The organism is Gramella sp. MAR_2010_147 (genome assembly GCF_900105135.1).
Taxonomy (GTDB): Bacteria; Bacteroidota; Bacteroidia; order Flavobacteriales; family Flavobacteriaceae; genus Christiangramia.
The window spans coordinates 2,029,125-2,044,974 of the sequence record NZ_LT629741.1; the positions used below are offsets into that span (position 1 = coordinate 2,029,125).

Genomic DNA, 15,850 nt, shown 5'->3' on the forward strand with positions numbered 1-15,850 from the left:
ATAAAACAGGATTCTTTTATAATATGGATATCATAGATTTTGCACTTAAAACAGGAGTCGCTGTTATTGCGGGCTTATGTATTGGTTTGGAACGTGAGTTTAGAGGGAAACATGCTGGTTTAAAAACGCATGCCCTGGTCGCCCTTGGTGCGAGCATTTTTATTATGATGTCCCTTGAATTTGAGGGTGCAGAATATGCAGATATGACCAGGGTTCTTAGTCAGGTAATTATTGGTATTGGATTTATTGGGGCCGGTACCATCATGAAAAAAGGTAAAGATGTCGAGGGGCTTACTACCGCTGCAACTATCTGGTGTAGTGCGGCTATTGGATGTCTTTCTGGCTTTGGTTATTTTAAAGAGCTTGTAGTTACTACGATCCTTATAATCTTCGTTAATTTCTTTTTTAGTCTTATTGAAAGAAAATTAATGGACAGGAAAAAGAAAGAAAAAAGTAAAGATTAAGCTTACTTATCTTTCATTTTGGAATGGTCTACATTGTCTTCAGGAGTGTCGTCTACCACACTCTTCAAAATATGTGTGTTTTTTTGATATTTTCCGCGAAGCTCATCAACTACAGACTTATCCCAAAGTTTCACCCCTATAAAGTACGAAGCTCTCCCAATTAGGTGAGCACTTACCGGGGCCGTTAAAAACAAAAATAAAATGATCACAAATGCCTGTGAAGTCACATCAGCATTGCTAAAATAAACAGTGGTAGATAGCAAAACCAATCCTACACCTAAGGTAGCCGCTTTTGTAGTTACTGAAATCCTTAGGTAGGTATCTGGCATTCTTACGATCCCTATTGCCGCTAAAAGTACAAACAGAGCTCCAAAAGTTGCTATGGTTCCTATAATTATGTCTATCATTTTCTTTTTCTTTTTTCAAGATAATATGATAAGGCAACCGTGCTTAAAAAGGCTATTAAAGCTAAAATTAAAGCAGTATCCATCAATGTAGACTGATTATATATGATACTATAAACAGCTATAATCCCAATCCCGGTAGTAATCAAAAGATCCAGTGCAACAATCTTATCAGCAATGCTTGGTCCCTTTATAAAACGCCATAAAATAAGAACGGCCGAAACCACCAGAATGGGCAAAATTATAAAATGTAAATATTCAAATAATGTCATGACAATACCTCCAGTATTCTACGTTCAAACCCATTTTTTATACCTCTGATAAACCTCTCTCTATCCTTAACATACATTGCATGCACAAATAGTACTTTTTTATCATTTGATACGTCCAGACTCAATGTTCCCGGTGTTAGCGAGATCATATTCGCCAACATGGTAATTCCTATATCAGACTTTATATCCAGAGGTACCATAATGATTCCCGGAGTCATATTAAGTTTAGGCGTGACTACCTCGTATGCAACTTCAATATTTGCCTTTATTAACTCATATAAAAAGAACACCAGTAAAATAATGATCTTGGGAACAATGAGAAAGTAGGTACTACTCTTTCTTTTTACGGTAATGAGCCAAAGAATATGAAAATTCAGAAAGAATCCAAAAAGATAATTTTCAAAAGAAAAATCTCCTGTAAGTGCTACCCATACAAAGGTCAATAATATGTTAGACAGAAATTTATTCTTCATTATCTCTTAATTCTTCGATTTTAGAACTGCATTAATATAGCCTTCACTGTTTACCAGTTCATCTGCAATTCTTGCCGAAAGTTCCTGAATATGTTCAGCACCAAAACCAATATACAAAGATACAATACTTAAAAAAGCCACAGGAATTATAAACTGCATCCTCTTAGCATTGGTCATTTTTGAAAAATACCCAAAATTACTTCTTAAAGGCAGTTCTTTATCTTCTTTCCAGAATACTTCAGACCACAACTTTGCAATAATTACCAGGGTGATAAAACTGGCAAAAATAATCGCTCCAACAGTAATGTAAGAACCATTGGTAAACCCAGCTTTTATCAAATTTATTTTAGGCCAGAATCCTGAAAGCGGTGGAATTCCCACCAGTGAAAACAATGGTATAAATAGCAGTAAGCTAATCTTTGGCCATTTGGCATAGATCCCGCCAAGATCACGCATGCTGTTTGTTCCCTTAATTCTATACACTACGCCGCTAATCATGAAAAGATTTGTTTTTACGATAATATCATGAATGAGATAGAAAATCGCTCCTGCAATGGCAATTTCAGTAAACATACCTATACCCGCGATCATGTACCCAATGTGGCAAATGATAAGATACGAGAAAACCTTTCTCATATTGTTTTGTACCAACGCTCCTATCCCTCCACTAACCAGGGTTAAGATCGCAATGATCATAATAATATTATTCAGAAAAGTATCTCCTACGAATATCAGGGTGAATACCCTTATCAATGCGTAAACCCCGACTTTGGTTAATAAACCACCAAAGATCGCAGAAACTGCAAATGGTGGTGTATGGTAAGATGCCGGTAACCAGAAATAGAGCGGAAAAACCCCTGCTTTTATTCCGAAGCCAATAAGAAATAATAAAGCTGTTATTTGCACGAGCCCTCTGTTCTCAACTTCAGCGATCTGCCCTGCAAGATCTGCCATATTCAAACTACCCGTAATCCCGTAAAGTACTGCGATAGCAGTCAGGAAAATCATGGAAGCAAGAATATTCAGCGTAAAATATTTCACCGCACCTTCCAGCTGAGCCTTCTCTCCTCCAATGGTGATCAATACAAAAGAACTGATAATGATGATTTCAAACCAGACATATAAATTAAAAATATCACCAGTTAGAAAAGCTCCATTAAGACCAAGCAGTAAAAAGTGAAATATGGGAAAATAACCAAATCGTAACCGGTCTTTTAGTACTGATGCACCTGAAAAAATAGAAACAGCAAGTCCAGAAATAGCTGTAAGCAGAACCAGTGTGACTGAAAGCATATCAGCAACAAAGGTGATCCCAAAAGGAGCTTCCCAGTTTCCTGCCTGTATGGTTTGGGTTCCATTATTCCAGATAAATGTAAATAACCAGATGGAAAGGCCTAAACTTAAGACACTACCAATCACGCTAAAAACCTTCTGAAATTTAATTTTTGACCAGCCAAACATCAGAATGATACTGATGGCCATCTGGAGAAAAAGAGGATATAATATTAGTTGTTCATTCATGAATCTTCGTCGGTTGCGTTCATTTCATCCAGATCATCAGTTCTAACTACCGTATGCGCTCTTTTTACCAATACAATAGCGAAAGACTGAAGTCCAAAACTTATAACGATTGCTGTAAGTATCAATGCCTGCGGAACAGGATCTGCATAGGCGTCTACAAAAACCTTGGCGTTTTCAGAAATAATTGGTGGTGCTCCTTTGGTAATTCTTCCTAAAAGAAAAATAAGGAGGTTTGCTCCATTCCCAAGCAGGATGATTCCTATAATAAGTTTAACCATACTTCGGCGCAGCATCATATAGATACCTGTTCCATATAAAATTCCTACCATTAATGCTAAAAGGATCTCCATATTAGGCCGATTCTGAAATTGTGAAAATAATGGTGAGGGTTACTCCATTTACCACGAGATATACTCCTATATCAAAAAATAATGCTGAACCTACACTTCCCAGGATCGCGATTTGATCATGTGACCATAAACCCGTCATAAAAGGAAGGTCAAAAAATGCTACTGGCGCCAGTCCAGCTAAAAATGCGATGGCCAGGCCTACCGGAAGTAAAAACCCAGGATGCATAATGAGTAGCTCTCTTGTTTTTGAAAGTCCGTTAGCAAATGAATGCAGGATAAATGCAATAGATGCAATTAGTCCTCCTACAAAACCACCGCCAGGCAAATAATGCCCGCGAAGCAAAATAAAAATAGAAAACACCAACAGTACCGGTAAAAGGTAATTAGAAGCTGTTTTTAAAATTATAGTAGTTCGCATTCGTTATAAATTCTTTTTCTCTTTCTCAGATTCGATATTTAATCTTGTATCGGCATATCTTCTTCTATCCTTCATTTTCAACCTTAACTTCATCAATCCAAATACACCCACTGCCGCAATGGATAATACTGAAATTTCTATTAGTGTATCTGCTCCTCTAAAATCTACAAGAATAACATTCACCACGTTCTTTCCATGAGCTTCAATATAAGAATTGGCAGCGTAAAAATCACCAACCTCTTTACTCACCGGTTCTGAAAGCACTTCCAAGGCCAGCGTTGTAATGATCAATCCAAAAATGGTAGATAATACACCATCTCTAAGCCTGGTTTTATAATCTGATAATTTTAAATATTTCGGGAGTTTGTACAATACCAGCACAAAAAGAATGACCGTAAGCGTATCTATGGAAAATTGCGTCATCGCAAGATCTGGAGCGCTATAAAACACAAAGATCAAACAAATAGATAATCCTACGACACCCATCGCCGCGACAGCAGCAAGCCTTGACTGCGTAAAAACCGTATAGAAGATCCCCGCAATTAAAATAAGAGTGGTAGTGATCTCATAAACGGTAATTTTAGACAGTGAGTTATAATCTATCGTAAATCTTGTATTGCCTATCATAATATATCCCACGAGAACCACGAGAAATAAAATAATGATCGAAATATAGTTCCGTAGATACCCATTCTGAAAGAAACTGGTCCAGAATTTAGAAATATCAACAAACAGTTTATTAAATCTTTCCAGGATATTTTCGGGGGCAACAAAATCGAATTTCGCGATACCAGTTTCCAGCTTCTTGGATGGTTTTATCCAGAAATAAAGTGCTATCCCCACTCCAATGGTAATCAAACTAAGAACAAGAACCATATTAAATCCATGCCATAGAGCTAAATGAATTTCAGAAGCATCAGCTCCCAGAGATTCCACTACAGGCTTAATTAAAGCTGATTCAATTAAATACGGCGCAACACCAAATACCACACCCAGGGTTGCTAGCAATAAGGGCGGAACCCACATAAGAAAACCGGGCATTTTTACATTTGCATGTTCGTCGTGCAGTTTTCCTGTAAAAGGTTTTATACCGGCTACGAAGCCTGCATATAACAATAGAATCTTTGTAAGTACGATGGCTATAGTAAGAAATATCACCAATGTTTCTCCATGAAAGACCGACTCATACGTTAATTCTTTTCCAACAAAACCAATGGTTGGCGGGATACCTGCACTGGAAATAGCGGCTAAAATCCCTGCAATTCCAACAGGAAGCATTATTTTATTCAATCCGGAGAGACGAGTAAGATCCCTGGTATGTGTTTGATGATCTATAATTCCCGTAACAAGGAATAGGGTGGCTTTATAAAGCGCATGAACGATGATAAATACTGCTGCAGCCAGAAAAGCTTCCTGGGTGCCTAATCCGGTTAGGAAAACTAAAATACCCAATGCAGATATTGTTGAATAAGCAAGCACCCCTTTAAGATCTGTTCTAAAAATAGTATGAACTGCGGAATACAGCATCGTAATCGCTCCAACAAGAATTAAAGTGGTGTTCCAGATTTCTTCTCCGCCAAGTACCGGCGTAAAACGCATTAACAGGTAAACTCCAGCTTTTACCATCGTGGCTGAATGCAGATAAGTAGAAACCGGTGTGGGTGCCTTCATAGCTCCAGGTAACCAGAAATGAAAAGGAAATTGAGCCGATTTGGTAAAAGCAGCCCCGAATATGAATAATACTGCAAGGAAATAGAATTCATTTGCTCGAATTGCTTCACTCATTGTGAGCATTTCTGAAATGCTGTACGTACCTGAAATATTGTTTAAAAGCAAGGCTCCCGCCAAGAGGAACAAACCACCAATCCCGGTAATTCCAAGAGCGGTCATGGCCGACTTCCTGGAAGCAGGATTCGTATTATTAAAACCGATCAAAAAGAAAGAACTAATACTTGTTAATTCCCAGAATACGAACAGGGTGATCATATTATCCGAAAGTACCAGACCAAGCATCGCGCCCATAAAGGAACCTAAATATCCATAGAACCTATCCAGGTACTCATGACCTTTAAGATAAGATGCAGTATAGGCAAAGACCAGGAACCCAATCCCGGTGATCATTAAAGAAAACAGCAACGAAAGGCCATCCAGCTTAAAACCAAGATCCACTCCAAATGAAGGGATCCATTCGTAAGATCTCATAATTATCTCCCCGTTGGAAACTGGAGCGATAAATTGAAAAAAGTATATAAAAAGACCTAATGGAACTAAAGATGCAAGGATAGAGAGCTTACCTTTAAAAAATCTTCCCGCAAACACGAGAAAAATAGAAAATAAAAAACCTGTAAGAATTGCGGTAAGCATACTTAGTGAAATCTGTTTCCGGCAAATATAATAGTTATTATTGAAGAATTAGTTTTAAGGAAACCTTTAATCCCTCAATGTAATTTGCTATTCATAGTTTTTGAAATATAAGATGTAAACACCGATTTAATATTTTGGACACTTCTTAATATTCTATGAAAAAATTGAAAAGTGTTTGCTGTTAAATTTGAGAAATATCGCCTTGAAGAGGTTTATTATTATTCATTCTGGATATTAGGTGGCCAGGTCTCAAGTCTAATAAGATTGCACCTGTTTACAGTTAAATAAAATTTTTACTTTAGTGCAAATCTTAAAAAATACTATGCGTACGATTCTTTTAGCATTCCTATTTCTAACTTTTATAGGAAATGCCCAAACCAATAGCTATCATATTTCTTTTGAAAATGCAGTACATCATGAAGCAAAGGTTAAAATCTCTTTTCCGGAGGTAAAAACAAACGAGCTTAACATTAGAATGAGCCGAACATCTCCCGGCCGTTATGCGCTGCATGAATTTGTGAAAAATGTTTATGGGTTTAAAGCTACAGATGGCAAAGGAAATGAGCTCAAAATTGAAAGAAATGATCCATATTCCTGGAAAGTAAGCGGTCACGATGGAAGCGTGAATATTGAATATATCTTGTTTGCCAATCGCGGTGACGGAACTTACTCACAAATTGATGAAACTCATGCCCATTTAAATATTCCGGCGACATTTATGTATGCGGAAGAATTTGAGCACAGACCTATTGAGGTAAATTTTAATGTGAGAGAAGATCTAAACTGGAAAGTTGCGACTCAATTAAAGCAAAAATCGGGAACCACCTATACCGCTCCAAATCTATATTACTTTATGGACAGCCCCACAGAAATTAGTGATTTTGACATGAAATCTTTTAAACTTGACGGGCAGGAAATTCAGTTTGCTTTACATCATCAGGGCACCGAAGAAGAATTTGCCGAATATTTTGATCAGGTGGAAAGAATCGTTAAGCAGGAAAAAGCGGTTTTCGGAAACTTACCAGAATTTGATTACAACAAATATACTTTTCTTGCCTGCTATATGCCTAATGTTTCGGGCGATGGAATGGAACATAGAAACAGTACTATTTTAACAGATAAAGAAAGTCTTGCTGAAGGTGGAATGAAAGGAAATATCGGGACAGTTGCCCACGAGTTTTTCCATGCCTGGAACGTGGAGCGCATACGACCTGCTGAACTGGAACCTTTCGATTTTTCTAAAGCAAACATGACCGGCTCACTATGGTTTGCTGAAGGTTTTACCAGCTACTACACCGGATTGATGCTTTGCAGAGCAAATGTAAAAACTCCTAAAGAGTATATAGAAGGTCTTACCGGCACTTTTAACTATGTCTGGAACTCACCGGCCCTGGAATACTTTAGTCCTATTGAAATGAGCTACCAGGCTCCATTTGTAGATGCGGCAACTTCTGTAGACCCTACCAACCGCGAAAACACCTTCGTTTCTTACTATTCCTACGGAAGCATACTTGGACTTGCTCTAGACCTCTCTTTGAGGCAAAAAGATCTAAATCTTGATGATTTTATGAAATTGATGTGGGAAAAACACGGGAAAAATGAAGTTGCCTACAAAATTGAGGATATTGAAAAAACACTGGAAAAATATGCCGGAGCTGAATTTGCCAGTAATTTTTTCAGCAATTATATCTATAAAAGTAAGATGCCCAATTATAAGGAATTACTTAAGAGTGTAGGCATTAAGTTGCTGCAGAAAGAAGAAAACCATTTTGGAGCTTCAGTAAAAGAAACAGATTCCGGTCTGGAAATTACCAGAAACACCTTTAATGACAGCCCGGCATACAAAGCAGGATTAACCGCCGGAGATATTATTTTAAGCTTTAATGGGACTGAAATGAAAACCAGAAAAGAAATGGATGAAATCATTCAAAATTCCAAAGAAGGAAAAATAAAAATAAGCTTTAAAAGATTCGGTATTCAAAAAACCACAGAAGTGCAATTGGGAAAAAATCCTGCCTACACCATAAGTCTGGATGAAGACGCTTCAAAAGATGCACTGAAAAATAGGGAAGAATGGCTTGAAGCTAAATAATGGATTTTAAAGAGGTCACTGACTTTGAAAGTATGAAATTAGAACACAAAAAAAGGCCCTTCAAACGAAAGGCCTTTTTTTATTATATGTTTTGAAAGCTAATCAGCTAAAACGATCGCCTTGTTATCTTTCATTTCAAGAACTCCTCCTTTAATTGTGTAGTAAACCACATTAGGCTCTGAAGTTTCAGTTCTAAATCCAGACTGATCTTTTCTTTTTACTTCATTTTCACTTCCGGCAGTAAGATTGATCTTTACTTCACCTTCCGTTAAAGTAGAAACGATTGGAGCGTGATTATTCAACATCTGGAATTCACCATCGTGCCCCGGTACTTTTACCGCGTCTACCTCTGCTCTAAATACTACAGCTTCTGGAGTTACTATCTCTAAATACATTTCTTCAATTATCAGTTATCAATTATCAGTTAACAATTTCATGGCTTTTTACTGCCAACTGTTACTGAAGACTGCCTACTAATTTTCGGCAAGCATTTTCTCTCCGGCTTCGATCGCTTCTTCAATAGTCCCTTTAAGGTTGAAGGCAGCTTCCGGATACTTATCAAGTTCTCCGTCCATGATCATGTTGAAGCCTTTAATAGTATCCTTGATATCTACAAGCGTTCCTTTAAGACCAGTAAACTGCTCTGCAACGTGGAACGGCTGAGAAAGGAAACGCTGTACACGTCTTGCACGCGAAACCGCAAGCTTATCCTCTTCAGAAAGTTCTTCCATACCAAGAATGGCAATAATATCCTGAAGTTCTTTATATCTCTGTAATAACTCTTTTACTCTTTGCGCACAGTCATAATGCTCATTGCCCAGAACATCAGCAGTAAGAATTCTTGAAGTAGAATCCAGTGGATCTACCGCAGGATAAATACCCAGCTCAGCAATTTTACGAGAAAGTACTGTAGTTGCATCCAGGTGGGCAAACGTTGTTGCCGGCGCCGGATCTGTAAGGTCATCTGCAGGTACGTAAACCGCCTGTACAGATGTAATAGATCCATTTTTAGTAGAAGTAATTCGCTCCTGCATCGCACCCATCTCGGTTGCAAGCGTTGGCTGATATCCTACCGCAGACGGCATACGTCCAAGAAGTGCAGACACCTCTGAACCAGCCTGTGTAAAACGGAAAATATTATCTACGAAGAAAAGAACGTCTTTTCCCTGACCTTCTCCAGCTCCATCACGGAAGTATTCCGCAATTGTAAGTCCAGAAAGAGCCACACGAGCACGTGCTCCAGGTGGTTCGTTCATCTGTCCAAATACGAAAGTAGCCTTAGAGTCTTTCATTACCTCTTTATCTACCTTCTGAAGATCCCATCCGCCTTCTTCCATAGAATGCATGAAATCGTCACCGTACTTGATAATTCCAGATTCCAACATCTCTCTAAGAAGGTCATTCCCTTCACGAGTACGCTCACCAACTCCTGCAAAAACAGAAAGTCCACCGTGACCTTTAGCAATGTTGTTAATCAATTCCTGAATAAGTACTGTTTTACCAACTCCTGCACCTCCAAAAAGTCCAATCTTACCCCCTTTTGAATAAGGCTCAATAAGATCAATTACTTTAATTCCGGTAAACAGAACCTCAGTAGACACAGATAAATCCTCAAATTTTGGTGCTTCACGGTGAATTGGAAGTCCATCTTTACCAGCTTTCGGAAGGTTTCCTAAACCATCGATCGCATCTCCAATAACATTGAAAAGACGTCCGTAAACATCTTTACCTACTGGCATTTGGATTGGATTTCCGGTGGCAAGTACTTCAACACCACGGCTTAAACCGTCTGTTGAATCCATAGAAACAGTTCTTACGGTATTTTCACCAATATGAGACTGTACCTCTAGAACCAAAATAGAACCGTCTTTTCTGGTGATTTCCAAAGAATCGTAGATTTTTGGAAGTTCAGCATTTTCTGAGTCGAACACAACGTCAACTACAGGACCAATAATCTGGGCAACTTTACCTGTGACTTTAGACATTTATCTAATTCTTTAATTTTTAATAGTAAAATTCAAAAACCTATTTCGCTGATTTGAAAAACCATTAAAATGAAACAGGTCATTTTCAGGCTGCAAAGATAAATTTTTCTGGCAAAAAACATATTGAAAATTTGAGAAGTTTTTAATGTTTGCCAAAACCGCTAATAATCTGATTTAAAAGCCTCCATTAAATGGAATATTATTAAATAGTAAATAAAAAAGCTCCCTGAATTTTTCCAGAGAGCTTTTAGAATATTTTCGATTTAAATTATTATTCTACTGTAACTGATTTAGCCAGATTTCTAGGCTGATCTACATTTTTGCCTAACATTACCGCAATATGGTAAGATAACAACTGTAATGGAATTGTAGTTAATAATGGACTAAGCGATTCCATAGTCTCGGGAACTTCAATTACATAATCTGCCAGCTCTCTAACTTCTTCATCTCCTTTTGTAACAATTCCAATAATTTTCCCTTTTCTGGATTTTATCTCCTGGATGTTACTCACCACTTTTTCATAATGCCCTTTTTTGGTTGCGATCACTACTACCGGCATTTGTTCATCTATAAGGGCGATAGGACCATGCTTCATTTCAGCAGCAGGATAACCTTCTGCATGTATATATGAAATTTCCTTAAGTTTTAATGCTCCTTCCAAAGCCACAGGAAAATTATACCCACGACCTAAATACAAGCAGTTCGTTGCATCTTTATATTTATCGGCAATTTCCTGAATTAATTTATCAGATTTTAAAGCCTCTTTTACTTTCTCCGGAATTCTTTCCAGCTCCTGCAAATGAAACTGGAAGTCGCTATGAGAAATGGTTCCTTTAAATTTCCCAAGCTTAAGAGCCATTAAAGTAAGCACCGTAATTTGTGTGGTAAAAGCCTTTGTTGAGGCAACCCCAATCTCTGGCCCGGCATGCGTATAAGCTCCGGCATGAGTTTCCCTTGAAATAGAAGACCCCACTACATTACATACACCAAAAGCGAATGCTCCTTTTTCTTTAGCCAGCTTAATCGCTGCCATAGTATCTGCCGTTTCTCCACTTTGAGAAATTGCAATAACTACATCATTTTCAGAAATTACGGGATTTCTATATCTAAATTCTGAAGCATATTCTACTTCTACAGGAATTCTAGCGATATCTTCAAAAATATATTCAGCAACAAGACCAGCATGCCATGAAGTACCACATGCTACAATGATAAATCTCTTTGCATTAGAGATTCTTTCAATATTATCGTCTACACCGGCCATTCTAATGAGCCCCTGATCTACCAGCATTCTACCTCTATAGGTATCACTAATGGCATTAGGCTGTTCATGGATCTCCTTCAGCATAAAATGCTCGTAGCCGCCTTTTTCTATCTGCTCCAGGTTCATTTGAAGCTCCTGAACGTAAGGATCTACCAATGAATCATCTTTAATTTTTCTAATTTTTACTTCCTTATGTCTTCTAATCACTGCCATTTCCCCGTCTTCCAGGTAGATAGCATTATTGGTGAATTCAATAAAAGGAGAGGCATCTGAAGCTACAAAGAATTCATCTTCACCAACACCTATTGCCAAAGGACTTCCCAAACGAGCCACTACAATTTCATCTGGCTTGGTTTTATCAAAAACAGCAATTGCATATGCTCCAACCGTTTGGTTAAGAGCGATCTGAACTGCCTTTCCAAGCTTTACCTTTTCTTCCTTAATTACATCTTCAATTAAGTTAACGAGTACTTCAGTATCTGTATCACTTTTAAAAGTATAACCTCTCTTTTTAAGCTCTTTTTTAAGCGCATCGTAATTCTCTATAATCCCGTTGTGGATAATCACAAGGTCTCCTGAATTAGAATAATGTGGGTGAGAATTTACATCATTTGGCTCCCCGTGAGTCGCCCATCTGGTATGACCAATTCCAACTGTACCATTTGTAGAGATTTCACTCTCTAAACGGGATTTGAGATCGGCTACCTTACCTTTGGTTTTACTCATTTTGAGCTCGGTCCCGTCGTAAAGAGCTATTCCCGCACTATCGTAACCTCTATATTCAAGTCTTTGTAATCCTTTTAAAACGATGGGATAGGCTTCTCTATGCCCAATATATCCAACAATTCCACACATCTTTTCTACTAATTAAAGTTGGTATAAAAAATATTTAACTTAAGTCTTTTTTCGTCGTCTGCTGATAGGTTTCCGTGCAACACAGTTCCATAAGGGGTTAGCAAAGTACCAGACGGCAACTGATCTATTAACGCAGGCGCATCTTTAGTTGCCGAATTGAAAGCTCCTGTAACTCCACCCTGTTGATCTCTCACTGCAAGCGTATTGATATTTGGAACAACAACCAGTCCCAGTTTCACATTATCAGAATCTTCATTGATTATATTACTAACGTGATTGGTGATCCTTAATTTATAGAATGATCCGCTTCCATCTTCAGCAACCTTTAAAGGTTGAGAAAAACTCGTAAGGGATTGCTCAGGATCAGCAGGATTATAAGAAGCATCTAGAGCGTAATCTGCGATTATAGAATTATTGGTTAGATCAAAAATATACAAACGCCTGGGTTGTAAGATATCACCTGATAAATCTTCATTTACATAGAAAGTAAGTTCGGCTTCATTTATCAATAATTCTTCCTCTTTCAAATTTTCCAGAACTTCAGAATCTGGAAATAATTCAATTACTGCTATACTCCCTTCCTGTCCTTTCAGATACAGGTTTTCAGCTCCTGTTTCTGCCGACTGATTTTCGATTAACTGAGTGATATTTGCTGGAAATTCGCCCGTATACGTATTAAAACGATTATTGCCGAAAATGTTTAAAGCTAAAGTACCCCTGGCTCTTTCAATTTCGCCATCAGTACCCTCGACTTCAGATGTATAGTACAAACTAATTTTAGCATCCTGACTGGCCAGATTTAATAAAATCTGACGATTTCCCGAACCATTAGATTCGGCTGCTATCAATAGACTTCGGAAATAATTTTTAAATCCGCTATTATCTGAAAGGTCATCAGAGCCTTCCCTATCTATAATTTTTTGCTGAAAAAATTCTATCGGGAGTTTTACTCTAAATGCCGGAGTATTCGTGATCGTATCATTCTCGCCTACATTATTTAACTCGTATGATACATACGGCTCATTTGAAGGTTCAAAATTATTTTCAACATACAAAGGCTCTCCTATAATATTTTGTTCAACAGCTTCCTGCTGATCTGAATAATATTTTTGGCGTTGTTCAAAATCTGCATCAGGATCAAGGTCGTTTAGAAAAAAGCCTGTTTCATAAATTTTAAGATTGAAAGAACCATTCCCATAAATTGAATCTAACCTATATTCGATTTCAGACTCATCTCCTGTTGATTCAACTTCAGTAGAATAATAAGGTATCGTCATTACCACACTATCCAGCTGAACGTTCTCTCCAAAATCTGGATCTGTTGGAGATAAACTTACCTGAGTAACGATATTTGCGGTACTTTCACCATAAACAGGATGATTTATGGAACCTAAAAAATAATTATTCAGGTTATTAGTCTGAATTGAATTTATTTTTTGAGAGTATGCATTTACTTCAACTTCTCTCAGTTCAACATTTGAAGGATTTGTGATAATTTCCCCTCCAATTTCCGTGAAATCTTCATCACATGCTACAAAAGCGAAAACAACAGCCATCACAGCTGTTATTCTAAATAATTTATTTAATCTCATTTAATACTTTTCTTACTATTCAGACAATACTTTAGTGTCGTAAAATTCCTGGTAAGCGTGAGAGAAATTCTCCTTTTCGGTAAAAGGAAGCACCGGTTTGTTAAGCCTGTCTACGTACGTCTTCAAATCTTCTGGAACATTATCGCCACCCATTACCACCGCATCAGAATTATCTACAGCGGTCTTGATAAGGTTTACAAAGTTTGGTGTCTTTAAATGTTTCACATTAGAATTTTCCAGACCGTCAAATAAAATCTTCTCTCTTAACTCTTCATCTAACGTCCCATCAAAACTTTGATTGTATACAGAAGTGACAATTTTAGAATCTTTGAATAATGGCTCATTACCATAGTAATTTCTTAGATACAAGGGAAGCAAGGAAGCCAACCATCCATGCACATGGATAATATCTGGAGACCAGTTAAGCTTCTTCACCGTCTCTATCACTCCTTTAGCAAAGAAAATTGCTCTTTCATCATTATCTGAAAAGAGATTTCCGTCTTCATCGGTTAATGTTGCTTTCCTTTTAAAGTAATCTTCGTTATCAATAAAATAAACCTGCATTCTTTCTTTTGGAATAGAAGCGACTTTAATAATAAGCGGCATATCCAAATCATTAATTACAAGATTCATTCCTGAAAGGCGAATCACTTCATGTAATTGATGCCTTCGTTCATTAATATTCCCGAACCTTGGCATAAAAATCCTGATTTGACCTCCAAGGTTATTAACCATTTTTGCAGCTTCAAAAGAGGTTGAGGAGATATCGGTTTCAGGTAAGTAGGGTATAACTTCAGACGAGACGTATAACACTCTCTTATCTTTCATAAATTCTTTACTTTAGTTACGTTTCCGAATAAAAAACACGCAAAATTACAAAAATTTATGCAGATTGCCAGAGATATATTAAGTTTGCACGCTGTTAATTTTATAATAAAATGCAGGTTTTTAGGGAGAAACAACCACTTATACAGGCGATCCAACGGATAAAATCTGACGGAAAAAGCATTGGACTGGTTCCAACAATGGGAGCGCTCCATGAAGGGCACCTTTCTCTTGTGCAGAATGCCCTGAAGGAATCTGATCAGGTTGTGGTAAGTATATTTGTAAATCCCACCCAGTTTGACAATCCGGAAGATCTTGAAAAATACCCCAGAAATCTTGAAAAAGATCTGGAGCTATTAAAAAAGGAAAAAGCAGATATCTGGGTTTTTTCACCTACTGCCAATGAATTGTACGGCGATAAGATATTTTCTCAAAATTTCGATTTTGAAGGATTGGAATCGGTTATGGAAGGTGAATTTAGAACTGGCCATTTTGACGGTGTTGGTACCGTAGTAAAGCATCTATTCGAAATCATTACTCCCAATAAAGCCTTTTTTGGAGAGAAGGATTACCAGCAACTCCAGATTATCAAAAAATTAACCCGAACCACAGGCCTTCCTGTAGAGATTGTTGGATGTCCCATTCTAAGAGAAACTTCCGGACTTGCAAGGTCTTCAAGAAACGAGCGTCTAAGTAGCCAACATCGTGTGGAAGCTGCTTTTATATATAAAACACTAAAGACTGCCAACCAGCTATTTGGCACAGAAAGTGCAGAATATGTTACGAATTGGGTTGAAAATCAGTTCAAAAGTAATAAACACCTTAAATTGGAGTATTTTGAAATTGCAAATTCAGAAACTCTAAAAAAAATAAGTACTAAAGAAAAAGGGAAACAATACAGAGCTTTTATTGCCGCATACGCAAATGACATTAGGTTAATTGATAATATTGCTCTGGACAACTAATTTTAA

15 protein-coding genes are annotated in these 15,850 nt (G+C 37.5%); 3 read left to right on the forward strand and 12 right to left on the reverse strand.

What is annotated here, in order from left to right:
• The first annotated feature begins 23 nt into the window (after window positions 1-23).
• Window positions 24-464: an MgtC/SapB family protein gene (locus BLT95_RS09160; RefSeq protein ID WP_089665791.1), complete on the forward strand. Its 441-nt coding sequence runs from the start codon at window positions 24-26 to the stop codon at window positions 462-464.
• Between the two features lie 2 nt (window positions 465-466).
• Here the strand turns inward: BLT95_RS09160 and mnhG are convergent, their stop codons facing one another.
• The 7 genes from mnhG to BLT95_RS09195 are packed head-to-tail and all read right to left on the reverse strand — an operon-like array spanning window position 467 to window position 6,266.
• Window positions 467-871: a monovalent cation/H(+) antiporter subunit G gene (mnhG, locus tag BLT95_RS09165; protein WP_089665792.1), complete on the reverse strand. Its 405-nt coding sequence runs from the start codon at window positions 869-871 to the stop codon at window positions 467-469.
• A complete protein-coding gene (locus BLT95_RS09170) occupies window positions 868-1,140 on the reverse strand; it encodes a cation:proton antiporter (protein WP_089665793.1) in 273 nt (90 codons plus the stop codon). Before BLT95_RS09170 ends, mnhG begins: the two co-directional genes overlap by 4 nt.
• Entirely contained in the window at window positions 1,137-1,613 is a 477-nt protein-coding gene (locus BLT95_RS09175) for a Na+/H+ antiporter subunit E (protein ID WP_089665794.1), read from the reverse strand. The genes BLT95_RS09170 and BLT95_RS09175 overlap by 4 nt, the downstream gene beginning before the upstream one ends.
• Before the next feature lie 6 nt (window positions 1,614-1,619).
• A complete protein-coding gene (locus BLT95_RS09180; RefSeq protein WP_089665795.1) occupies window positions 1,620-3,134 on the reverse strand; it encodes a proton-conducting transporter membrane subunit in 1,515 nt (504 codons plus the stop codon).
• The gene (locus BLT95_RS09185; RefSeq protein ID WP_089665796.1) at window positions 3,131-3,484 is read right to left on the reverse strand and encodes a Na+/H+ antiporter subunit C; all 354 of its coding nucleotides are present in this window, start codon (window positions 3,482-3,484) and stop codon (window positions 3,131-3,133) included. Before BLT95_RS09185 ends, BLT95_RS09180 begins: the two co-directional genes overlap by 4 nt.
• A gap of 1 nt (window position 3,485) precedes the next feature.
• Entirely contained in the window at window positions 3,486-3,902 is a 417-nt protein-coding gene (locus tag BLT95_RS09190) for a Na+/H+ antiporter subunit B (RefSeq protein WP_089665797.1), read from the reverse strand.
• A 3-nt stretch (window positions 3,903-3,905) separates the two neighbouring features.
• Window positions 3,906-6,266, reverse strand: a complete 2,361-nt coding sequence (locus BLT95_RS09195; RefSeq protein ID WP_089665798.1) for a putative monovalent cation/H+ antiporter subunit A — start codon at window positions 6,264-6,266, stop codon at window positions 3,906-3,908.
• 322 nt (window positions 6,267-6,588) lie between these two features.
• Here BLT95_RS09195 and BLT95_RS09200 point away from each other — a divergent pair, with 322 nt between their 5' ends.
• On the forward strand, window positions 6,589-8,358 hold the full coding sequence (locus BLT95_RS09200; RefSeq protein WP_089665799.1) for a PDZ domain-containing protein: 1,770 nt from the start codon (window positions 6,589-6,591) through the stop codon (window positions 8,356-8,358).
• 98 nt (window positions 8,359-8,456) lie between these two features.
• Here BLT95_RS09200 and BLT95_RS09205 read toward each other — a convergent pair whose 3' ends face one another.
• The 5 genes from BLT95_RS09205 to BLT95_RS09225 all read right to left on the reverse strand — a co-directional run bounded on the left by BLT95_RS09205 (window position 8,457) and on the right by BLT95_RS09225 (window position 14,882).
• Entirely contained in the window at window positions 8,457-8,753 is a 297-nt protein-coding gene (locus BLT95_RS09205; protein ID WP_089665800.1) for a F0F1 ATP synthase subunit epsilon, read from the reverse strand.
• 78 nt (window positions 8,754-8,831) lie between these two features.
• Window positions 8,832-10,343, reverse strand: a complete 1,512-nt coding sequence (atpD, locus tag BLT95_RS09210) for a F0F1 ATP synthase subunit beta (protein ID WP_089665801.1) — start codon at window positions 10,341-10,343, stop codon at window positions 8,832-8,834.
• 271 nt (window positions 10,344-10,614) lie between these two features.
• Complete coding sequence (gene glmS / locus BLT95_RS09215) at window positions 10,615-12,462, reverse strand: glutamine--fructose-6-phosphate transaminase (isomerizing) (RefSeq protein WP_089665802.1); 1,848 nt, start codon at window positions 12,460-12,462, stop codon at window positions 10,615-10,617.
• A gap of 8 nt (window positions 12,463-12,470) precedes the next feature.
• Window positions 12,471-14,054: a DUF4270 domain-containing protein gene (locus BLT95_RS09220; RefSeq protein WP_089665803.1), complete on the reverse strand. Its 1,584-nt coding sequence runs from the start codon at window positions 14,052-14,054 to the stop codon at window positions 12,471-12,473.
• A 15-nt stretch (window positions 14,055-14,069) separates the two neighbouring features.
• Window positions 14,070-14,882, reverse strand: a complete 813-nt coding sequence (locus BLT95_RS09225; RefSeq protein ID WP_089665804.1) for a glycogen/starch synthase — start codon at window positions 14,880-14,882, stop codon at window positions 14,070-14,072.
• 110 nt (window positions 14,883-14,992) lie between these two features.
• Between BLT95_RS09225 and panC the strand changes: the two genes are divergently transcribed.
• Window positions 14,993-15,844 carry a pantoate--beta-alanine ligase gene (gene panC, locus BLT95_RS09230; RefSeq protein WP_089665805.1) on the forward strand — a complete coding sequence of 284 codons (852 nt, stop codon included), beginning with the start codon at window positions 14,993-14,995 and terminating at the stop codon, window positions 15,842-15,844.
• Window positions 15,845-15,850: the final 6 nt, after the last annotated feature.